We start from the raw sequence: 20993 nt of genomic DNA on the forward strand, positions 1-20993 counted from the left end.
ATTGTGATAAAATTTATACTGTTGTGTTGAAATAAGCCCTTGTGGATTAAATATATATGAAATATGTCGAAAAAAGATGATAACGGAGGTATGACGATTGAACAGCAAGATATTGAAACAGCTTATGGTCTCTATCCTTGCACTGGCATTGATTGTGACAGCATTTACACCAATGTCCAAAGCAAAAGCAGCTGAAGATCCATTCAATGTGAATGCGAAAGCAGCGATCCTAATTGAAGCTTCTACAGGTAAGATCCTTTATAGTAAAAACGCAGAGCAAAGACTGCCTATTGCAAGTATGGCAAAGATGATGACAGAGTATCTTTTACTAGAAGCGATTGCTGAAGGCAAAGTGAAATGGGATCAAACGTATACGCCAGATGATTATGTATACGAAATTTCTCAGGACCGCAGTTTATCAAACGTTCCTTTGAGAAAAGATGGCTCGTATACAGTGAAAGAACTTTATCAAGCAACGGCTATTTATTCGGCAAATGCAGCAGCAATTGGCTTAGCAGAAGTGATTGCTGGATCAGAATCGAAGTTCGTTGAAAAAATGAACGCAAAAGCGAAAGAATTAGGTTTAACAAACTACAAATTCGTGAATGCAACTGGACTAGAAAATAAAGACTTACATGGCAAACAGCCAAAAGGTACAGGTCCTGATGAAGAAAGTGAAGTATCTGCGAAAGATATGGCATTGCTTGCACAGCATCTCATCAAAGACCACCCAGAAATTCTTGAAACATCAAGTATTGCGAAAACAAAGTTCAGAGAAGGCACAGACGATGAAATGGACATGCCTAACTGGAACTTCATGCTTAAAGGACTTGTGAAGGAATATAAAGGTGTAGACGGTCTGAAAACAGGTTCTACAGATTCAGCTGGTTCTAGCTTCACAGGTACCGCTAAGCAAGGTGACATGCGTGTCATCGCAGTGATCTTGAATGCAAAAGGTAATCTTCATACAGCACGTTTTGACGTGGCGAAAAAACTGTTCGATTATGCGTTTAAAAACTTCACGATGAAAGAAATGTACAAAAAAGGTCAACAGATCAAAGGACATGAAAACATCGAAGTCGACAAAGGCAAAGACAAAGAAGTACCTGTCGTTACGAAAGAAGCTTTCTCTGTGCCGGTAAAAAATGGCGACGAAAAGAGCTTTAAAGCAAAAGTAAATATCGAGAAAACAAAACTCGAAGCTCCTATTAAAAAAGGAACGAAGGTAGGCATGCTGACGACTTCTTATTCTGGTGATGAGAAGGACTACGGCTATTTGAATAAAGATCAATCAGGTGTTGAGCTTATAACGAAAACAGGCGATGAAAAAGCAAACTGGTTCATCCTTGCAATGCGTGGTGTAGGTGGATTCTTCGCTGGCATTTGGGGCGGAATCGTTGACACAGTAAAAGGTTGGTTCTAATAAAAAACTGCTCTCTATGCATGAGAGCAGTTTTTTTATCGTTAAAAGAAAAGCGATTGTTTGTGATTTTGAGGAGTGGACAAGGCTTGCTGAAAAATACCACATAACTTTTCCACTCCCTCGGTCAGTGCCTTTTCATTCACATAAGAAAAGCTGAGGCGGATATAGTTTTGTTTCGGCTCTCCAGGATAGCACACAGAGCCAGGCAGAAAGGTGATTTGCTGTTTACGTGCCTCATGCAGCAGTGCACGTGTATCAACCCAGGAAGGAAAGCTAAGCCACAAATTGAGCCCACCCTGAGGAATTTGCCACGTCACATCTTTTGGTGCGTTCTTCGTTAACACATCTATCATTAAATCACGTCTCACCTTCAAGGCGGTTCTCAGCTTTTTCGTATGATCAATCATTTTCTTTGAAGTCAGAAATGGCAGAATAGCTTTTTGTGTGAGAAGAGGGCTGCCTAAATCATTATTGGCCTTTGCAGCTAATAAACGATTAAATATCGAGCCTGAAGCAGTGATAATTCCAATTCTGCATCCTGGAGCAAGTGTTTTACTTAAACCTCGTAAATAAATGACGTGTCCATCATGATCCAGACTTTTGATAGGTGCTGGCGGCTTCTTTTCGAAATAAAGCTCACGATAAGGATCATCCTCTACAATCAGACAATCAATACTTTGAGCCAGTAAGAGAAGTTGTTTTCTGCGTTTCATTGACATACTGGCGCCTGTTGGACTGTGAAAAGTAGGAATCGTGTAGATGAGCTTTGGTTTATATTTATCACAAATGCTTTGAAGCTGCTTCATGTTCATTCCTTCATGATCAACCGGGACTGTAATAATTCTTGCCCCTCTCCCCATAAAGACATCAATGGCGCCTGGATAGGTCGGTGCTTCCATGACAACTACATCATCAGGACCGATAAACGCACGTGCGACCAAATCAAGCCCTTGCTGAGAACCACTAGTTACTAAGATATTCTCAGGAGTAGAAGGCACATCCAGCTTTTCTAAAAAAGACTGAATGACCTGCCGAAGCTGAAGATCCCCTTGAATTTCCCCATACTTTGACATGATTTGAGGATGTCTGGCTAGGACATGCTGCATTTCTTTTTCTAAATAACGGTTTGGCAAAAGCCCTGGATCGATCATAGAGGAAGAAAGGTTGATCGCTTCTTCGACATAGTGATACTGCGCAAATTGAGACCGTGGTAAATAATCCGGAATGGATAACTGCCAATCAAAAGAGGTAGATGACGGAACCGGAATCTCTGACTGCTTTTGCAACTCATCCACAAACGTTCCTTTTCCTTGCACAGTCGTTAAATATCCGTCGTCCTTCAGCCGAGTGTATGCCTTTGCTGCCGTGACAAGACTCACATTCAACTGCTTTGCCAAATCACGTACAGTTGGCAGCTTATCTCCCTGTTGAAGCAAACCCGATTGGATATGATCAATGATTGAAAAGTAAATCTGATTTGAAAGCGATGTATCAGAATGTCGATGGATATCAATATGCATGAGAAACCTCCATTGAGTGCAAAATTGTTATACATGAATTTGAATTGTTATAGTTGCATTATAGCATGTAAATGGCACTTCAAAGAAAGAATGACATATTTTTAGCAGGTAATCGTTTATATACAAGGGTTTAAGCTATTTTTTCGGCTGATTGAATTGTTATACTATTCTCTTTATTGTTATACTGTCTCGCTTGTATGATAAAGGGGTAAATCAATCGAATTGACAAATGGGAGGAAACTATTGTGAGCAATAAGGGAACTGAACGAGTGAAACGTGGAATGGCAGAAATGCAAAAGGGTGGCGTCATTATGGATGTCGTCAATGCTGAACAGGCGAAGATCGCAGAAGAAGCAGGTGCGGTGGCAGTTATGGCACTAGAACGAGTACCAGCTGATATCCGTGCAGCCGGCGGTGTTGCCCGTATGGCAGACCCAAGAATCGTAGAAGAAGTACAAAATGCAGTAACGATTCCAGTCATGGCAAAAGCACGTATCGGCCATATCGTCGAGGCTCGTGTTCTTGAAGCACTTGGTGTTGATTATATCGATGAGAGTGAAGTGCTGACGCCCGCAGATGAGGAATTCCATTTAAATAAAAATGAATACAGAGTACCTTTTGTCTGTGGTTGCCGTGATTTAGGTGAAGCAACCCGTCGTATTGCAGAAGGCGCTTCTATGCTTCGTACAAAAGGGGAGCCTGGAACAGGCAACATTGTAGAAGCTGTCCGTCATATGAGAAAGGTCAATGCTCAGATTCGTAAAGTAGCAGCAATGAATGAAGATGAACTGATGACAGAAGCGAAGAACCTAGGAGCACCGTATGAATTATTGCTTCAAATCAAAAAAGATGGCAAGCTCCCAGTTGTTAACTTTGCAGCGGGAGGCGTTGCAACACCAGCAGATGCTGCATTAATGATGCAGCTTGGAGCAGACGGTGTATTTGTTGGATCTGGTATTTTTAAATCAGACAATCCAGCGAAATTTGCAAAAGCAATTGTTGAAGCAACGACTCACTTCACAGATTACCGTCTCATTGCAGAGCTTTCAAAAGAGCTTGGAACAGCCATGAAAGGAATTGAAATCTCAAATCTACTGCCAGAAGAGCGTATGCAAGAGCGTGGCTGGTAATTAAGGGAGCGCAAACGAACATGCTAACAATTGGTGTACTAGGGCTTCAAGGAGCCGTGAGAGAGCATATTCAATCGATTGAAGCTTGCGCTGCAGAAGGGAAGATCATCAAACGAGCAGAAGAGCTAGCATCTGTGGACGGTCTTATTATCCCTGGTGGAGAAAGCACGACGATGAGAAGACTCATGGATACGTACCAATTCATTGAACCGATCAAAGCGTTCGCTGCAGAAGGGAAACCGATTTTCGGAACATGTGCCGGTTTGATTATGCTGGCAAAGCATATAGAAGATCGAGACGATGCTCATCTTGGACTGTTAAATGTATCTGTTGCACGGAATTCATTTGGCAGACAGGTAGACAGCTTTGAAGCAGAATTAGAAGTAAAAGGACTGGATGCGCCGTTTACAGGAGTGTTCATCCGTGCGCCTCATATCATCAGCGCAGATGAGAGCGTAGATATCATGGCTGAATATGATGGCAGGATTGTGATGGCGAAGGAAAACAATATCTTAGGCTGTTCTTTTCATCCAGAGCTGACAGACGACCACCGGTTAACACAGCTGTTTGTTGAAATGGTGAAGTCCTATAAAACGAAGCTCGCTGTATAAAACGGTTGAAAAGAGATAAAACTTATAGTACATTAAAATCACAATCAAAGATCGAAAAAGCGTTGACGGGAAATAGTAAGAAGCCCCTCTTTCTCAGAGAGCCGATGGTTGGTGCGAATCGGTGAAAGATGCAGTCTGAATCCATCCTTGAGCGAAATGCTGAAACACGTGAAGTAAGCATTTACGGTGATACCGTTACAGAGGAAAGAGGAAAGCATGCTTCTGCATGTTTTCAATCAGGGTGGCAACGCGAGAGCTCTCGTCCCTTTCATGGGATGAGGGCTCTTTTTATTTTTCGATAAAAAAAGGAGTGTTACACATGCTGGATATTAAACAACTGCGCACGGACTTTGATCAAATCAAAGAAAAATTAGCACACCGAGGCGAAGATTTAGCAGATTTTGATAAGTTTGGTGAGCTGGATCAAAAAAGAAGAGAATTAATCGGAAAAACAGAAGTATTAAAGAGCCGAAGAAATGAAGTATCACAGCAAGTGGCTGTTCTAAAAAGAGAAAAGAAAGACGCCGATCACATTATTCAAGAAATGCGTGAGGTAGGAGATGAGATTAAGAAGCTGGATGATGAGCTACGAACAGTAGAAGAAAGCTTGCAGCACATCTTATTCTCTATTCCGAATATCCCTCATGACACTGTACCCGTTGGGGAAACAGAAGATGACAACGTGGAAGTGAGAAAATGGGGCGAACAGCCGGCATTCTCATTTGAGCCAAAGCCACATTGGGACGTAGCGGATGAACTAAACATTCTCGATTTTGAACGTGCAGGAAAAGTCACAGGAAGCCGTTTCGTTTTTTATAAAGGGCTTGGCGCACGCTTAGAGCGCGCACTATACAACTTTATGCTCGATTTGCATGTAGATGAGTTTGGTTTTACTGAAGTGCTTCCTCCTTACATGGTCAATAGAGCAAGCATGACAGGGACTGGACAGCTTCCAAAATTCGAAGAGGATGCCTTTAAAATCCGTGAAGAGGATTATTTCCTCATTCCAACAGCTGAAGTACCTATTACTAACATGCACCGTGATGAAATAATTGAAGGGGAACAGCTGCCAATCAATTATGCAGCGTTCAGTGCTTGCTTTAGATCAGAGGCTGGATCTGCCGGCAGAGATACACGCGGACTCATCCGTCAGCATCAGTTTAATAAGGTAGAGCTTGTGAAATTTGTAAGACCTGAAGATTCTTATGAAGAATTAGAGAAACTAACAAATCAAGCAGAAAAAGTCCTTCAGTTATTAAACCTGCCATACCGTGTCATGAGCATGTGTACGGGAGATTTAGGATTCACGGCTGCGAAGAAATACGACATCGAAGTATGGATTCCGAGCCAAGATACGTATCGTGAAATTTCTTCTTGCAGTAACTTTGAAGCATTCCAAGCAAGACGTGCAAACATTCGATTCCGTCCAGAGCCTAAAGCCAAGCCAGAGCATGTGCACACATTAAATGGATCTGGTTTAGCAGTAGGAAGAACCGTGGCGGCCATTTTAGAAAACTATCAACAAGAGGACGGTACTGTGATTATTCCTGAAGTACTGCGTCCTTATATGGGAAATAAAGAAGTAATTAAATAAGATGCCGTTATGGCATCTTATTTCTTTTTCCCAAAAGTCCTACAGTTTTCCTAAATTTAGCCGATAGAAATACTAAAAGCTTCTAGGAAAGAAGGAATAACCTTGAATAGGCTTGACTATTATGTTGAAATGGCTCAATTAATTAGAAAAGTTCTAGATGAAAGTATCCTTTTCGGCATCACTGATACAGAGAAGGTGCTTTGTTACTATCCGTCTAAAACAATAGATTTTGGCATGAAGGTTGGGGACCCATTGAACCCAGAAGACCAAAACGTGGCGACGACATTAAGAGGACAAGAATATGACGGTCATTTACCAGAGTCTTTATATGGTTATGAAATTGCAGTAAAAGGTTACCCGATTTTTGATGAAAATAGAAAAGTAATTGGCTCTTTTTTAGTGGCATTTTCACATCATCGTGAAAAGAAATTAAGTGGTTACATGGAGCATATCAATGATGTAGCGAAAGAACTTCAAAGTGGAATTGAGCAAATTGCTGCGCATTCACAAGAGCTGGCTGCCACAAGTTTAGAAATAAGCGAACAGGCAGGAAGAGCGGAAGAGAAATCTGCAAATATTGAAGAAGTCGTCAAAACCATTGGCGGGATTGCTAGACAAACCAATTTGCTAGGCCTAAATGCTGCAATTGAAGCAGCAAGAGCAGGAGAGAATGGAAAAGGGTTTGCTGTCGTAGCTGATGAAGTTCGTAAATTATCAGATGGCTCAAAGGAAGCGGCTGAAACCATTAATACCTTCTTAAAAGAGATCCAAGACAGCATTGGCACTTTGTCTGAAAACATCTCACAAATCAGCAGTTCAACAAATGAACAAGCAAAACAAGTGACAGACTTTACGAAAATTATTGAATCATTAAATGAGTTTAAAGAAGAGATGAATCATTTTATTGAAGAGATTAGACAGGATACAAAATAGATCAAGAGCAGCCGTCGATGGCTGCTTTTTTATGGGCAGATTCTCATGCCAAAATAACTTATTGAAATTTTTTTCGAAAAGATGTTGACTTGAAATAAATCGATATGGTATATTAATTCTTGTCGATACGGAGGAATACCCAAGTCCGGCTGAAGGGATCGGTCTTGAAAACCGACAGGGGTGTCAAAGCCCGCGGGGGTTCGAATCCCTCTTCCTCCGCCATATTGATTTTTTACCTTAGTTGAATTGAAACGCAAGCATAAAAATTGGAATTGTCAAACCGCTGCATTTGCGAAATGCAGCGGTTTTTTTATTTTGTTTTAGAGCGATTTTTTTGAATAACAGAAGCTATTTCATGAAGAATGGGATCAAGTGAGCTTTCATCATGAAGTAAGTCGTAATCTTCAATGTTAATTTTAATCACTGGGCATAAATCGAATTGTTCAATCCATTCCGTGTATCGAGTGTACATTTCTTCCCAATAGGCTCGATCCGTTTGAGTTTCCATCTCTCTGCCGCGTTCCTCAATACGATGTAAAATGTGATTTAAATCCCCGTGCAAATAGATGAGAACATCAGGGTGAGGGAAGTAAGGTGTCATCACCATCGCCTCGAATAGACTTGTATACGTTTCATAATCTACTTCAGACATCGTACCTTTGTCCGCATGCATTTTTGCGAAAATGCCAGTGTCCTCATAAATTGAACGATCTTGCACATACCCTCCACCAGATTCAAAAATCCGCTTTTGCTCCTTAAAACGCTCAGCTAGGAAATAGACCTGTAAATGGAAGCTCCATCTTTGGAAATCTGAATAAAAGGGCTCTAAATATGGGTTATCATCTACTTTTTCAAGAGAGGTTTGAAAGCCTAGCTTGTCCGCTATTGTTTTAGTCATAGTTGATTTTCCGACACCAACAGTCCCGGCGATTGTGATCACTGCATCCTTTGGTATTTCGATATTGTTCATAGCACTTGCTCCTTTATGTTCTGTACAATTTGCTGGTAATCTTGCTGTGAGGAAACGAAGTCTGTATGATCTCCTTCAATTGTAATGATAGGAAGCCCTGGGTCAGTCTGTTTTAAATGTTCAATGGCCAGCTCATAATCTTCAATGAGTGTTTTTAAATAAGCCGGTTCAATGTCTTCTTCAAAAGAGCGTCCTCTCATCTGTATTCTTTCAAGTAAGGTAGGAAGGCTGGCTTTTATATAGATGATGGCATTTGGTTTAGGAAGATCATCTGTTAGCAGGTGATAGATCTTTCTATATTTGTCCATGTGCTTTTTTGATAATGTTCTTTCTGCAAATATCATATTTTTATAGACATGATAATCAGTGACAATCGGCTGCTGTTGATTCACATAGTTTTCTTGAATAGATTCTAATTGTTTGAACCGATTGCATAAAAAGAACATCTCAAGCTGAAAGCTCCATTGTTCCATATCTTCATAAAATTTATCTAAGAATGGATTTTCTTCTACAATCTCTTTTACTAAAGGAAATTGAAATTCCTTCGCAAGCATTGTAGCCAAAGTTGTTTTTCCGGCTCCAATTGGGCCTTCCACTGCAATAAAAGGGGCAGGATACATAGGCGTTCTCCTCTATCTATAAAGTTGTCAAACCAATGTATATTGTACCATACCCCTGCCGAGAGATAGAGCGAACGGATTACGATGTCGTTCTTTTTTCAATATTGAATTGATCTGATAATAAGAGCCAATTTTGAGGGAAGGATAGACCTAATTTCCAATAAGCAATTCCGTTCAAGTTTAACTCTTTGATGAGGTTGAACTTTGCTTGAATTGATCTAGCGTCTTCGAACCATACCTCATGCTCTTTATTATTGGCATCTGTATAACGAAAATAAGGTGCTTGTGCTGTTTCGTCATATAGAATGGAGGCATTATTATTTCTAGCAATTGCAATCGCTTGTTGGGGACTGACAGCTTTAGCAATAGGGCCGCCTTGAACGTAAGGAAGCGTCCAATCATAGCCGTATAAGTTCTGGCCCATAACAATTTTATTTGCTGGAATAACGGTCAGTGCATATTCAATGACTTGGCGGACAGGTCCAATGGGAGAGACTGCTTGCGCAGGGCCGCCGCTGTATCCCCATTCGTAGGTCATTAATACAACATGATCGACGATTTTCCCAATGGCTTCATAGTCATGAGCTTCATACCATTTTCCCTTTTGCTGACTACTTGTTTTAGGGGCAAGTGCAACAGATATTGTCCATCCTTCTTGATGGAAGCGGGTTGTTGCCTCTCTTAAAAATTGAATGTAGGCATCTTTATCAGCGGGACGTAAATATTCAAAATCAAAATGGATTTCTTTTAATTGATACTTTTTTGCAACACGAACGATTTCATTTAAAAATGTGGCTTTGACAGATTGGTTATTCAAAAGAATTTGCCCAAGTTCATCACTGAATTTATCATTCTCTAGGTTAGTCACCACCATGGATAAAACGGTTCTGCTCTGAGCGGCTATTTGAGGTAGCTGATCTATCGGTGGTTCTTTCAGTGTTCCATCTCTTTGCGCTTGAAAACTAAAGGCGCCTAAATGCGTTAAATATGGAGAGGCCTCTCTAGCTGCTTGTTTTAAGTTTTCACTGACTTGATTTCCCCGTGGTTCAATGTAAGCATTCGAGTTAATGTTCCTTTTCGGTCTTTGAGGGATATAGAGCAAGAAGCGAATAGGAAGTATCGCTTCAGGCCGTATTCTATTCACACGTGCCAACTCTTCCACTGAAATTCGAAATCGTCTTCCAATTTGATAAAGTGTGTCATTTTGTTTGACCTCATAAAATTGACCTCTAATTGGAATGACAATTGTTTGTCCAATGACGAGTTGATTTGGTGTTTCAATATCGTTGGTACGGATGATTTCATTGACTGTTGTTTTAAAACGCATGGCAATTTCGTTTAAAGTATCTCCTCTTTTGACAACATAAATTTGAATAGTCAACGCCCCCTTTGTTATTGCTAACAATTTATGAGGGTTATGGATAAATCATGTTTGATTTTCATTCGTGATCTCTTTAGCAGTGGTGATTTTTGCTAGTAGAACGTTCTCCATCATCGTTAAAGCATATTCGTTGTCTCTGTCGTCATTTGATGCGATACAATCTTCAGGTACAATTAAGTTGTATTCTCGCATGTATGCGTCATTTGCAGTGAACAGAACGCAAATGTTTCCTGCAATTCCGGTCAAAATGATGTCTTGTACACCTAATTCATTTAAGAGTGTCTCTAATGCAGTTCCATAGAAGGCAGAATGCTTCGGTTTAATTAAGAAGTAATCATCTTTAGATGGTGCCATTTTCTCTAAAATAGGGGCGCTTCTTTCATTTTTGCATGTTTCCATCACAGCTTGAATATCAGCCTTCCAGAGACCATAGTGGTCGTTGATATAGATGATCGGCCAATTTTCCTTGAAAGCATGATCTTTAAGAGCTAAAATCTTATTGGTCATTTGCTCTGTTTTATCAGCGAGCACATGTCCCATTTCAAAATCAAAATTATTAATCATGTCGATAATAAGCAGTGCCTTTTGGTGCTTTGACAAAGTAAGACCCCCTTTAAAAGATTGTGCTAATATGTTAACCTCAATATCCTTTTAAAAAACATGAAAAGAGAGCCGAGCTATGACGAGAGATGAACAGTTTATGCAAGAAGCTATTTCTGAAGCCTTAAAAGCAGAACAAATAGGAGAAGTACCAATCGGTGCCATCATCGTTGTTGATGACCAAATTGTGAGCCGAGCTCATAATTTAAGGGAAACAGAGCAGCGTTCAATTGCACATGCAGAATTACTTGCCATTGATGAAGCGTGTAAAACGACTGGAAGCTGGCGTTTAGAGGATGCTGTACTTTATGTGACGCTTGAACCATGTCCTATGTGTGCGGGAGCGATTGTCCTTTCTAGAGTGAAAAAGGTCGTTTTTGGTGCATACGATCCAAAAGGTGGATGTGCAGGTACTTTAATGAATTTACTGGATGATGAACGGTTCAATCATCAGTCTGAAGTCATTGGTGGTGTACTTGAAAATGAGTGTGGTGAGCTGTTAAGTCAGTTCTTCCGAAACCTCCGTCAGCGAAAGAAACAAGCCAAAAGTAAATGAATGGATGTCGTTTGCAATTTCGGCTATAAGAAGGTATACTTATGTCTGCGTCACTAACAATTTAATATTCATTTTGCCGTGCTAAGCGGGGAGGTAGCGGTGCCCTGTACTCGCAATCCGCTCTAGCGAGGCCGAATCCCTTCTCAAGGTTCGTTTACTTCAAGGTCTGCCTTAAATAAGTGGTGTTGACGTCTGGGTCCTGCGCAATGGGAATTCATGAACCATGTCAGGTCCGGAAGGAAGCAGCATTAAGTGAAACCTCTCATGTGCCGCAGGGTTGCCTGGGCCGAGCTAACTGTTTAAGTAACGCTTGGGGTAGCGAATCGACAGAAGGTGCACGGTAAATCAATATTAAATGTAACTCATCTAGTTAATCTAGGTGAGTTTTTTGTTGCTGTTTAAAGAATAGTTCAGCTGCTTTGTTTATACAAATAGCCAAAAAATCTTTTTAGAGTTTTTTTGTTTTTTATTAATCGCAGCGGGAACTAGTGTTCCTCGTGGTGTGGCAGATCAATTCGAAAATCTAGAAAACAGGTTTTTGGTTCATAGAAAGTAGAAAAACTATAGTTGAAATCATCATTTTCGTTTATTAGAAAATAAAGGTGTGCTTTTGAATTGATCGGTGCATCATGTATAATAAAAAAGATGATAAATGGAGGAGGGCGTATTTGTGAGTTATCAAGCTTTGTATCGAGTGTTCAGACCTCAAGTTTTTGAGGATGTTGTTGGACAAGAACACATCACAAAAACGTTGCAAAATGCCCTTTTGCAGAAGAAGTTTTCTCATGCTTACTTATTTTCAGGTCCTAGAGGAACAGGTAAAACAAGCGCTGCTAAAATCTTTGCGAAGGCAGTGAACTGTGAAAAGTCACCTGTGAGTGAACCTTGTAATGAATGTGATGCCTGTAAAGGGATTACAAACGGCTCGATTTCAGATGTGATCGAAATAGATGCTGCCTCAAACAACGGAGTAGATGAAATCCGTGATATACGTGATAAAGTGAAATTTGCTCCTTCGGCGGTTACATATAAGGTTTATATTATAGATGAAGTACATATGCTCTCTATCGGGGCGTTTAATGCCCTCCTTAAAACGTTAGAGGAGCCGCCCGCTCATTGTATCTTTATTTTGGCTACCACAGAGCCTCATAAGATTCCTCTTACCATCATATCTCGTTGTCAGAGATTTGATTTTAAACGAATCACGACAAAAGATATTGTTGGAAGAATGCAGAAAATTGTAGATGCAGAAAGCCTAAATGTCCAAGAGGGCTCGCTCGAGATTATCGCTAGTGCAGCTGATGGTGGTATGCGTGATGCACTAAGCCTCTTAGATCAAGCAATTTCATTTAGTGGTGAGCAACTGACAATTGATGATGCGCTGCTCATTACAGGAGCTGTTTCTCAGCAATTTATTAGTCAGCTAGCCGAAGCAATTTTTGATCAAAATATTGCCGTGGCGTTAGATACCTTAAATGAATTACTTCAGCAGGGGAAAGATGCTGCTAAATTAATAGAGGACATGATTTTTTACTTTAGAGATATGCTGCTTTATAAAACAGCACCAGATCTGGAAGGGGTCCTTGAAAAGGTAAAGGTCGATGAAAATTTCGTGACGCTTTCGGATCGTGTGACACCTCAATTTCTATATGAAACAATTGAAGTGCTGAATAAAAGTCACCAAGAAATGAAATGGACGAATCATCCAAGGATTTTCTTTGAGGTAGCTGTTGTCAAGCTATGTCAGTCAACGGCTGGAATACCACAAGCTCATGCTAACGCTGATTTAACGACGCTAACGGATAAAATAGACAGGTTGGAACAGGAGCTATCTAGGATAAGAGCTGAGGGTGTGCCAATGTCTCATTCTCATCATCCTCAAGAAAAAAAGGAAGCACCTCGACCACAAACGAGTAACAAAAATGGATACCGTGCACCTGTCGGTCGAATTCACGAAATTCTAAAAGAGGCAAAACGTCCAGAGCTAGAAAAAATTAAAGGTAAGTGGGGAGAACTCCTTGCCCACTTGAAACAGCAGAATAAGGTGTCTCACGCTGCACTATTAACGGATAGTGAACCAGTTGCTGCTGCTACTCATGCCTTTGTTTTAAAATTCAAGTTTGAAATACACTGTAAAATGGTTGCTGAAGATAAAAGTGGTGTTCGAACCAACCTTGAGCAGCTATTAGAGTCTACGTTAGGGAAAAGAGTGGAATTAGTTGGCGTTCCTGACGCTCAATGGGGTAAAATAAGAGAAGAATTTTTAAGAGATCATCAGCCGGATGAACAGGCAGATGGTCAGGGGACTTCTGCTGAAGAGGATCCATTGATTGCAGAAGCAAAGAAGTTAGTAGGAACCGATTTAATAGAAATTAAAGATTAATAAAAATGAAAGAGAGTGGTGTTCATATGCGCGGTGGAATGGGAAATATGCAAAAAATGATGAAACAAATGCAAAAAATGCAAAAGGATATGGCTAAGGCTCAAGAAGAGCTTGCAGAAAAAGTCCTTGAAGGTACAGCAGGTGGCGGTATGGTCACTGTAAAAGTAAATGGACAAAAAGAAGTTGTTGATGTAGCAATCAATGAAGAAGTTGTTGATCCAGAAGATATCGATATGCTTCAAGATCTTGTACTTGCAGCGACAAACGATGCATTGAAAAAAGTTGATGAGTTAACAAATGAAACAATGGGTCAATTCACAAAAGGAATGAACATGCCAGGTTTATTCTAGGAGGAATAACTGAAGATGCAATATCCTGAACCAATATCAAAGCTGATAGACAGCTTTATGAAATTGCCAGGAATCGGACCGAAAACCGCGGTCCGTCTGGCTTTTTTTGTTCTTAGTATGCAGGAAGATGTCGTACTAGATTTCGCGAAGGCGCTTGTTAACGCAAAGCGTAATTTAACTTATTGCTCGGTATGCGGCCATATCACAGATCAAGATCCTTGCTATATTTGTGAAGATACAAGAAGAGATCAATCTGTTATCTGTGTAGTGCAAGATCCAAAAGATGTGATCGCAATGGAAAAGATGAAAGAATACAACGGCTTATATCATGTGCTTCATGGTGCCATTTCGCCAATGGATGGCATTGGCCCAGAGGATATTAAAATTCCTGACCTGTTAAAAAGATTGCAAGACGATCAAGTGACAGAGGTAATCCTTGCAACCAATCCAAACATTGAAGGAGAGGCTACAGCCATGTATATCTCTAGATTGTTGAAACCATCAGGAATTAAACTCTCTCGTATTGCTCACGGACTACCAGTAGGTGGAGACTTAGAGTATGCGGATGAAGTCACACTGTCTAAAGCTTTAGAGGGCAGACGTGAGATGTAGGAAGGAGAAGTACGGTACATGGGTTTTCTTCGCAGAAAATCAATTCGAAAAGAATTCGATGAGAAATTAATTCAACAGCTTTTTAAGCAAAAGGAAGAATGGAACAGACAAAAAAAGCTTGTCGCAAATAGCGTTGAGCCTTCACCGGACATTCTATTCGAATTAAAGCTTGCTCAAGCGAAGTACTTTTTCTATCTAAGAGAAGCGAAAAAGAGGAATTTACGTTTAAACAACTGGAGATAGCAGGTCTATTTTACATAGTCCTCTCATATGCTTGTACTATTCATATGAAGAGGAGATGAGAGGATTATGGAACCTGTTATTGTGATCGGGTCAATTTTGCTTGCTGTATTATTGTTGTTTATGTCAGGTGTTCAAGCGAACCCCATCAAATGGTTAGGGCTGATCGGAATAAAGTTTGTGGCAGGTGCTCTTTTTTTATTTTGCCTCAATCTATTTGGTGAGAGTCTAGGATTACATGTCTCTATTAACCCTGTAACAAGTGGAATCAGTGGTCTATTGGGCATCCCAGGCGTAGCAGCTTTAGTCGTAATTGAAAAATTTATTATTTAATGAGAAATATTGTTGACTTTGATCCCGTATGGTGGTAAATTAATATACGTCGCTGATGACGAAGAAACGAAATAACATGATAACAAAAAAGTTGTTGACATCAACAATTTAAATATGGTATGATGTTCTAGTCGCTTCTGAAGCGGTAAACAAGTTCTTTGAAAACTAAACAAGACAAAACGTACCTGTTAATTCGAGTTTTTATAAAAAAATCCTATGTTATATCATAGGTAGTCAGTCAAACGCTGACGAAAAACAAAACTTCGGTTTTGTACTTTTTCGGAGAGTTTGATCCTGGCTCAGGACGAACGCTGGCGGCGTGCCTAATACATGCAAGTCGAGCGGACAGAAGGGAGCTTGCTCCCGGATGTTAGCGGCGGACGGGTGAGTAACACGTGGGTAACCTGCCTGTAAGACTGGGATAACTCCGGGAAACCGGAGCTAATACCGGATAGTTCCTTGAACCGCATGGTTCAAGGATGAAAGACGGTTTCGGCTGTCACTTACAGATGGACCCGCGGCGCATTAGCTAGTTGGTGGGGTAATGGCTCACCAAGGCGACGATGCGTAGCCGACCTGAGAGGGTGATCGGCCACACTGGGACTGAGACACGGCCCAGACTCCTACGGGAGGCAGCAGTAGGGAATCTTCCGCAATGGACGAAAGTCTGACGGAGCAACGCCGCGTGAGTGATGAAGGTTTTCGGATCGTAAAGCTCTGTTGTTAGGGAAGAACAAGTGCGAGAGTAACTGCTCGCACCTTGACGGTACCTAACCAGAAAGCCACGGCTAACTACGTGCCAGCAGCCGCGGTAATACGTAGGTGGCAAGCGTTGTCCGGAATTATTGGGCGTAAAGGGCTCGCAGGCGGTTTCTTAAGTCTGATGTGAAAGCCCCCGGCTCAACCGGGGAGGGTCATTGGAAACTGGGAAACTTGAGTGCAGAAGAGGAGAGTGGAATTCCACGTGTAGCGGTGAAATGCGTAGAGATGTGGAGGAACACCAGTGGCGAAGGCGACTCTCTGGTCTGTAACTGACGCTGAGGAGCGAAAGCGTGGGGAGCGAACAGGATTAGATACCCTGGTAGTCCACGCCGTAAACGATGAGTGCTAAGTGTTAGGGGGTTTCCGCCCCTTAGTGCTGCAGCTAACGCATTAAGCACTCCGCCTGGGGAGTACGGTCGCAAGACTGAAACTCAAAGGAATTGACGGGGGCCCGCACAAGCGGTGGAGCATGTGGTTTAATTCGAAGCAACGCGAAGAACCTTACCAGGTCTTGACATCCTCTGACAACCCTAGAGATAGGGCTTTCCCTTCGGGGACAGAGTGACAGGTGGTGCATGGTTGTCGTCAGCTCGTGTCGTGAGATGTTGGGTTAAGTCCCGCAACGAGCGCAACCCTTGATCTTAGTTGCCAGCATTTAGTTGGGCACTCTAAGGTGACTGCCGGTGACAAACCGGAGGAAGGTGGGGATGACGTCAAATCATCATGCCCCTTATGACCTGGGCTACACACGTGCTACAATGGACAGAACAAAGGGCTGCGAGACCGCAAGGTTTAGCCAATCCCATAAATCTGTTCTCAGTTCGGATCGCAGTCTGCAACTCGACTGCGTGAAGCTGGAATCGCTAGTAATCGCGGATCAGCATGCCGCGGTGAATACGTTCCCGGGCCTTGTACACACCGCCCGTCACACCACGAGAGTTTGCAACACCCGAAGTCGGTGAGGTAACCTTTATGGAGCCAGCCGCCGAAGGTGGGGCAGATGATTGGGGTGAAGTCGTAACAAGGTAGCCGTATCGGAAGGTGCGGCTGGATCACCTCCTTTCTAAGGATATATGGAGCAGTGTACGTTTTCGTCTTGTTTAGTTTTGAAGGAACTTGCAAAAGATCCTACAACATCATATCTTCGATATGAAAGATGGGCCTGTAGCTCAGCTGGTTAGAGCGCACGCCTGATAAGCGTGAGGTCGGTGGTTCGAGTCCACTCAGGCCCACCATCTTCTATTAAATCGGGGCCTTAGCTCAGCTGGGAGAGCGCCTGCCTTGCACGCAGGAGGTCAGCGGTTCGATCCCGCTAGGCTCCACCAACGTGTTCTTTGAAAACTAGATAACAATAAGTAATACATTCACATTGAATGCAATGCAAAGTTCATCACACATAGTGATTCTTTCTAAAGTAAGAAATGGTTAAGTTAGAAAGGGCGCACGGTGGATGCCTTGGCACTAGGAGCCGATGAAGGACGGGACGAACACCGATATGCTTCGGGGAGCTGTAAGCAAGCTTTGATCCGGAGATTTCCGAATGGGGAAACCCACTGCTCGTAATGGAGTAGTATCCATACTTGAATACATAGAGTATGAGAAGGCATACCCGGGGAACTGAAACATCTAAGTACCCGGAGGAAGAGAAAGCAAATGCGATTCCCTGAGTAGCGGCGAGCGAAACGGGAACAGCCCAAACCAAGAGGCTTGCCTCTTGGGGTTGTAGGACACTCTATACGGAGTTACAAAGGAACGATATAAGCGAAGAGGTCTGGAAAGGCCCGCCAAAGAAGGTAACAGCCCTGTAACTGAAATGTTGTTCTCTCCAGAGTGGATCCTGAGTACGGCGGAACACGTGAAATTCCGTCGGAATCCGGGAGGACCATCTCCCAAGGCTAAATACTCCCTAGTGACCGATAGTGAACCAGTACCGTGAGGGAAAGGTGAAAAGCACCCCGGAAGGGGAGTGAAATAGATCCTGAAACCGTGTGCCTACAAGTAGTCAGAGCCCGTTAAAGGGTGATGGCGTGCCTTTTGTAGAATGAACCGGCGAGTTACGATCCCGTGCAAGGTTAAGCAGAAGATGCGGAGCCGCAGCGAAAGCGAGTCTGAATAGGGCGCATGAGTACGTGGTCGTAGACCCGAAACCAGGTGATCTACCCATGTCCAGGGTGAAGTTCAGGTAACACTGAATGGAGGCCCGAACCCACGCACGTTGAAAAGTGCGGGGATGAGGTGTGGGTAGGGGTGAAATGCCAATCGAACCTGGAGATAGCTGGTTCTCTCCGAAATAGCTTTAGGGCTAGCCTCAAGGTAAGAGTCTCGGAGGTAGAGCACTGATTGGACTAGGGGCCCCTACCGGGTTACCGAATTCAGTCAAACTCCGAATGCCGATGACTTATCCTTGGGAGTCAGACTGCGAGTGATAAGATCCGTAGTCGAAAGGGAAACAGCCCAGACCGCCAGCTAAGGTCCCAAAGTATACGTTAAGTGGAAAAGGATGTGGAGTTGCTTAGACAACCAGGATGTTGGCTTAGAAGCAGCCACCATTTAAAGAGTGCGTAATAGCTCACTGGTCGAGTGACTCTGCGCCGAAAATGTACCGGGGCTAAACGTATCACCGAAGCTGCGGACTGTTCTTACGAACAGTGGTAGGAGAGCGTTCTAAGTGCTGTGAAGTCAGACCGGAAGGACTGGTGGAGCGCTTAGAAGTGAGAATGCCGGTATGAGTAGCGAAAGACGGGTGAGAATCCCGTCCACCGAATGCCTAAGGTTTCCTGAGGAAGGCTCGTCCGCTCAGGGTTAGTCGGGACCTAAGCCGAGGCCGAAAGGCGTAGGCGATGGACAACAGGTTGATATTCCTGTACCACCTCCTCACCATTTGAGCAATGGGGGGACGCAGGAGGATAGGGTAAGCGCGGTATTGGATATCCGCGTCCAAGCAGTTAGGCTGGGAAATAGGCAAATCCGTTTCCCGTGAAGGCTGAGCTGTGATGGCGAGCGAAATTTAGTAGCGAAGTTCCTGATTCCACACTGCCAAGAAAAGCCTCTAGCGAGGTGAGAGGTGCCCGTACCGCAAACCGACACAGGTAGGCGAGGAGAGAATCCTAAGGTGATCGAGAGAACTCTCGTTAAGGAACTCGGCAAAATGACCCCGTAACTTCGGGAGAAGGGGTGCTTCTTAGGGTGTTAAAGCCCCGAGAAGCCGCAGTGAATAGGCCCAGGCGACTGTTTAGCAAAAACACAGGTCTCTGCGAAGCCGTAAGGCGAAGTATAGGGGCTGACGCCTGCCCGGTGCTGGAAGGTTAAGAGGAGCGCTTAGCGTAAGCGAAGGTGCGAATTGAAGCCCCAGTAAACGGCGGCCGTAACTATAACGGTCCTAAGGTAGCGAAATTCCTTGTCGGGTAAGTTCCGACCCGCACGAAAGGCGCAACGATCTGGGCACTGTCTCAACGAGAGACTCGGTGAAATTATAGTACCTGTGAAGATGCAGGTTACCCGCGACAGGACGGAAAGACCCCGTGGAGCTTTACTGCAGCCTGATATTGAATGTTGGTACAGCTTGTACAGGATAGGTAGGAGCCTTGGAAACCGGAGCGCTAGCTTCGGTGGAGGCATCGGTGGGATACTACCCTGGCTGTATTGACCTTCTAACCCGCTGCCCTTATCGGGCAGGGAGACAGTGTCAGGTGGGCAGTTTGACTGGGGCGGTCGCCTCCTAAAATGTAACGGAGGCGCCCAAAGGTTCCCTCAGAATGGTTGGAAATCATTCGCAGAGTGTAAAGGCACAAGGGAGCTTGACTGCGAGACCTACAAGTCGAGCAGGGACGAAAGTCGGGCTTAGTGATCCGGTGGTTCCGCATGGAAGGGCCATCGCTCAACGGATAAAAGCTACCCCGGGGATAACAGGCTTATCTCCCCCAAGAGTCCACATCGACGGGGAGGTTTGGCACCTCGATGTCGGCTCATCGCATCCTGGGGCTGTAGTCGGTCCCAAGGGTTGGGCTGTTCGCCCATTAAAGCGGTACGCGAGCTGGGTTCAGAACGTCGTGAGACAGTTCGGTCCCTATCCGTCGCGGGCGCAGGAAATTTGAGAGGAGCTGTCCTTAGTACGAGAGGACCGGGATGGACGCACCGCTGGTGTACCAGTTGTTCTGCCAAGGGCATCGCTGGGTAGCTATGTGCGGACGGGATAAGTGCTGAAAGCATCTAAGCATGAAGCCCCCCTCAAGATGAGATTTCCCATTCCGCAAGGAAGTAAGATCCCTGAAAGATGATCAGGTTGATAGGTCTGAGGTGGAAGCGTGGTGACACGTGGAGCTGACAGATACTAATAGATCGAGGACTTAACCTATATTCTAATGTGAAGTTTGAACATTGTTATCTAGTTTTGAGAGAACATTCTCTCCATCAGGTTTGGTGGCGATAGCGAAGAGGTCACACCCGTTCCCATACCGAACACGGAAGTTAAGCTCTTCAGCGCCGATGGTAGTTGGGGGTCTCCCCCTGTGAGAGTAGGACGCCGCCAAGCTTGTATAAGGATCAGTTCCATACGGAACTGGTCTTTTTTGTTTTTTAAGAAAAGGAACAAACACCCGATCTGACATGGATACATATACTAAACTACCATCTGAAACATTCTTAATTTTGTATACAATTGAAAGCGCTAGGGCATACTGAAGCTATAAGTGGAGGTGTCACAATGAGCAAAAAAGAGCGAGAAGCGATTTGTTTGATTTGTGAAGAGAAAAAGACAAAGGGAATTTATTTATATCATCAGTTTTTGTGCCGCGACTGTGAGCGAAAGTTAATTTCTACATCGACCTCGGATCCTAGCTATTCCGATTATGTGAGAAAGCTTAAAAATCTTCATACGCCGCCTTTGTATTCATAGACCACTAGATGGTCTTTTTTTATGAGCTATGAAGGATTGGCTTGTTTTTTGGAACTTAGTTTGGACATCATCCGTAATTCA

17 protein-coding genes, 3 tRNA genes, 3 rRNA genes, 1 other RNA gene and 1 other annotated feature are annotated in these 20993 nt (G+C 43.3%); of the genes, 19 read left to right on the forward strand and 5 right to left on the reverse strand.

Annotated elements, in window-relative coordinates; translation table 11 throughout:
• Positions 1–97 precede the first annotated feature (97 nt).
• Positions 98–1423, forward strand: a complete 1326-nt coding sequence (locus MHH54_RS00075; protein WP_003218098.1) for a D-alanyl-D-alanine carboxypeptidase family protein — start codon at positions 98–100, stop codon at positions 1421–1423.
• 41 nt (positions 1424–1464) lie between these two features.
• Here MHH54_RS00075 and MHH54_RS00080 read toward each other — a convergent pair whose 3' ends face one another.
• Positions 1465–2943, reverse strand: a complete 1479-nt coding sequence (locus MHH54_RS00080) for a PLP-dependent aminotransferase family protein (RefSeq protein ID WP_003218114.1) — start codon at positions 2941–2943, stop codon at positions 1465–1467.
• A 245-nt stretch (positions 2944–3188) separates the two neighbouring features.
• Between MHH54_RS00080 and pdxS the strand changes: the two genes are divergently transcribed.
• The 5 genes from pdxS (at position 3189) to MHH54_RS00105 (ending at position 7433) form a co-directional block, all read left to right on the forward strand.
• Positions 3189–4073: a pyridoxal 5'-phosphate synthase lyase subunit PdxS gene (gene pdxS, locus MHH54_RS00085; RefSeq protein ID WP_342500560.1), complete on the forward strand. Its 885-nt coding sequence runs from the start codon at positions 3189–3191 to the stop codon at positions 4071–4073.
• A 20-nt stretch (positions 4074–4093) separates the two neighbouring features.
• On the forward strand, positions 4094–4684 hold the full coding sequence (pdxT, locus tag MHH54_RS00090) for a pyridoxal 5'-phosphate synthase glutaminase subunit PdxT (RefSeq protein ID WP_106033243.1): 591 nt from the start codon (positions 4094–4096) through the stop codon (positions 4682–4684).
• A gap of 53 nt (positions 4685–4737) precedes the next feature.
• Positions 4738–4954: a binding site (T-box leader), on the forward strand.
• A gap of 49 nt (positions 4955–5003) precedes the next feature.
• Positions 5004–6278 carry a serine--tRNA ligase gene (gene serS / locus MHH54_RS00095; RefSeq protein WP_106033244.1) on the forward strand — a complete coding sequence of 425 codons (1275 nt, stop codon included), beginning with the start codon at positions 5004–5006 and terminating at the stop codon, positions 6276–6278.
• Positions 6279–6380: 102 nt separating this feature from the next.
• Positions 6381–7211: a methyl-accepting chemotaxis protein gene (locus tag MHH54_RS00100; RefSeq protein WP_003218096.1), complete on the forward strand. Its 831-nt coding sequence runs from the start codon at positions 6381–6383 to the stop codon at positions 7209–7211.
• Positions 7212–7340: 129 nt separating this feature from the next.
• Positions 7341–7433, forward strand: a tRNA-Ser gene (locus tag MHH54_RS00105).
• A gap of 88 nt (positions 7434–7521) precedes the next feature.
• Here the strand turns inward: MHH54_RS00105 and MHH54_RS00110 are convergent.
• From MHH54_RS00110 to MHH54_RS00125, 4 genes are all read right to left on the reverse strand, one after another.
• Positions 7522–8181, reverse strand: coding sequence for a deoxynucleoside kinase (locus MHH54_RS00110; RefSeq protein ID WP_012009062.1), 660 nt, complete (start codon positions 8179–8181; stop codon positions 7522–7524).
• On the reverse strand, positions 8178–8801 hold the full coding sequence (locus tag MHH54_RS00115) for a deoxynucleoside kinase (RefSeq protein ID WP_003218080.1): 624 nt from the start codon (positions 8799–8801) through the stop codon (positions 8178–8180). Before MHH54_RS00115 ends, MHH54_RS00110 begins: the two co-directional genes overlap by 4 nt.
• A gap of 79 nt (positions 8802–8880) precedes the next feature.
• The gene (locus tag MHH54_RS00120) at positions 8881–10182 is read right to left on the reverse strand and encodes a glycoside hydrolase family 18 protein (RefSeq protein WP_003218116.1); all 1302 of its coding nucleotides are present in this window, start codon (positions 10180–10182) and stop codon (positions 8881–8883) included.
• Positions 10183–10227: 45 nt separating this feature from the next.
• Complete coding sequence (locus MHH54_RS00125; protein ID WP_003218117.1) at positions 10228–10782, reverse strand: isochorismatase family cysteine hydrolase; 555 nt, start codon at positions 10780–10782, stop codon at positions 10228–10230.
• A gap of 79 nt (positions 10783–10861) precedes the next feature.
• Here MHH54_RS00125 and tadA point away from each other — a divergent pair, with 79 nt between their 5' ends.
• The 13 genes from tadA to MHH54_RS00190 all read left to right on the forward strand — a co-directional run bounded on the left by tadA (position 10862) and on the right by MHH54_RS00190 (position 20912).
• A complete protein-coding gene (gene tadA, locus MHH54_RS00130) occupies positions 10862–11338 on the forward strand; it encodes a tRNA adenosine(34) deaminase TadA (protein ID WP_003218102.1) in 477 nt (158 codons plus the stop codon).
• 76 nt (positions 11339–11414) lie between these two features.
• An RNA gene (ffs, locus tag MHH54_RS00135) (signal recognition particle sRNA large type) lies at positions 11415–11679 on the forward strand.
• Positions 11680–12008: 329 nt separating this feature from the next.
• Positions 12009–13721, forward strand: coding sequence for a DNA polymerase III subunit gamma/tau (dnaX, locus tag MHH54_RS00140; protein WP_106033246.1), 1713 nt, complete (start codon positions 12009–12011; stop codon positions 13719–13721).
• 26 nt (positions 13722–13747) lie between these two features.
• Positions 13748–14071, forward strand: coding sequence for a YbaB/EbfC family nucleoid-associated protein (locus MHH54_RS00145; RefSeq protein ID WP_008342011.1), 324 nt, complete (start codon positions 13748–13750; stop codon positions 14069–14071).
• A 15-nt stretch (positions 14072–14086) separates the two neighbouring features.
• Positions 14087–14683: a recombination protein RecR gene (gene recR, locus MHH54_RS00150; RefSeq protein ID WP_003218094.1), complete on the forward strand. Its 597-nt coding sequence runs from the start codon at positions 14087–14089 to the stop codon at positions 14681–14683.
• An 18-nt stretch (positions 14684–14701) separates the two neighbouring features.
• Complete coding sequence (locus MHH54_RS00155; protein ID WP_003218088.1) at positions 14702–14926, forward strand: YaaL family protein; 225 nt, start codon at positions 14702–14704, stop codon at positions 14924–14926.
• 66 nt (positions 14927–14992) lie between these two features.
• On the forward strand, positions 14993–15256 hold the full coding sequence (locus MHH54_RS00160) for a pro-sigmaK processing inhibitor BofA family protein (RefSeq protein ID WP_003218084.1): 264 nt from the start codon (positions 14993–14995) through the stop codon (positions 15254–15256).
• A gap of 276 nt (positions 15257–15532) precedes the next feature.
• Positions 15533–17081, forward strand: a 16S ribosomal RNA gene (locus tag MHH54_RS00165).
• Between the two features lie 95 nt (positions 17082–17176).
• A tRNA-Ile gene (locus MHH54_RS00170) sits at positions 17177–17253 on the forward strand.
• A 14-nt stretch (positions 17254–17267) separates the two neighbouring features.
• Positions 17268–17343, forward strand: a tRNA-Ala gene (locus MHH54_RS00175).
• Between the two features lie 98 nt (positions 17344–17441).
• Positions 17442–20372: ribosomal RNA gene (locus tag MHH54_RS00180) — 23S ribosomal RNA — on the forward strand.
• Positions 20373–20433: 61 nt separating this feature from the next.
• A 5S ribosomal RNA gene (gene rrf, locus MHH54_RS00185) occupies positions 20434–20549 on the forward strand.
• The 16S, 23S and 5S rRNA genes sit together here with 2 tRNA genes alongside, the layout of an rRNA operon.
• Positions 20550–20720: 171 nt before the next feature.
• Positions 20721–20912 (forward strand): sigma factor G inhibitor Gin, encoded by a 192-nt coding sequence (locus tag MHH54_RS00190; protein ID WP_003217973.1) that lies wholly within the window; start codon positions 20721–20723, stop codon positions 20910–20912.
• Positions 20913–20993: the final 81 nt, after the last annotated feature.

Origin of the sequence: Bacillus sp. FSL K6-4563 (assembly GCF_038630405.1) — a bacterium.
In the GTDB taxonomy this organism is placed as follows: Bacteria; Bacillota; Bacilli; order Bacillales; family Bacillaceae; genus Bacillus; species Bacillus pumilus.

Excerpts from the sequence above, each read along its gene's own strand:
- MHH54_RS00110 (WP_012009062.1), bottom strand. The coding sequence starts at position 8,181 with ATGAACAATATCGAAATACCAAAGGATGCAGTGATCACAATCGCCGGG.
- MHH54_RS00115 (WP_003218080.1), bottom strand. The coding sequence starts at position 8,801 with ATGTATCCTGCCCCTTTTATTGCAGTGGAAGGCCCAATTGGAGCCGGA.
- MHH54_RS00160 (WP_003218084.1), top strand. The coding sequence starts at position 14,993 with ATGGAACCTGTTATTGTGATCGGGTCAATTTTGCTTGCTGTATTATTG.
- pdxT (WP_106033243.1), top strand. The coding sequence starts at position 4,094 with ATGCTAACAATTGGTGTACTAGGGCTTCAAGGAGCCGTGAGAGAGCAT.
- serS (WP_106033244.1), top strand. The coding sequence starts at position 5,004 with ATGCTGGATATTAAACAACTGCGCACGGACTTTGATCAAATCAAAGAA.
- MHH54_RS00155 (WP_003218088.1), top strand. The coding sequence starts at position 14,702 with ATGGGTTTTCTTCGCAGAAAATCAATTCGAAAAGAATTCGATGAGAAA.
- recR (WP_003218094.1), top strand. The coding sequence starts at position 14,087 with ATGCAATATCCTGAACCAATATCAAAGCTGATAGACAGCTTTATGAAA.
- MHH54_RS00080 (WP_003218114.1), bottom strand. The coding sequence starts at position 2,943 with ATGCATATTGATATCCATCGACATTCTGATACATCGCTTTCAAATCAG.
- MHH54_RS00145 (WP_008342011.1), top strand. The coding sequence starts at position 13,748 with ATGCGCGGTGGAATGGGAAATATGCAAAAAATGATGAAACAAATGCAA.
- tadA (WP_003218102.1), top strand. The coding sequence starts at position 10,862 with ATGACGAGAGATGAACAGTTTATGCAAGAAGCTATTTCTGAAGCCTTA.
- MHH54_RS00190 (WP_003217973.1), top strand. The coding sequence starts at position 20,721 with ATGAGCAAAAAAGAGCGAGAAGCGATTTGTTTGATTTGTGAAGAGAAA.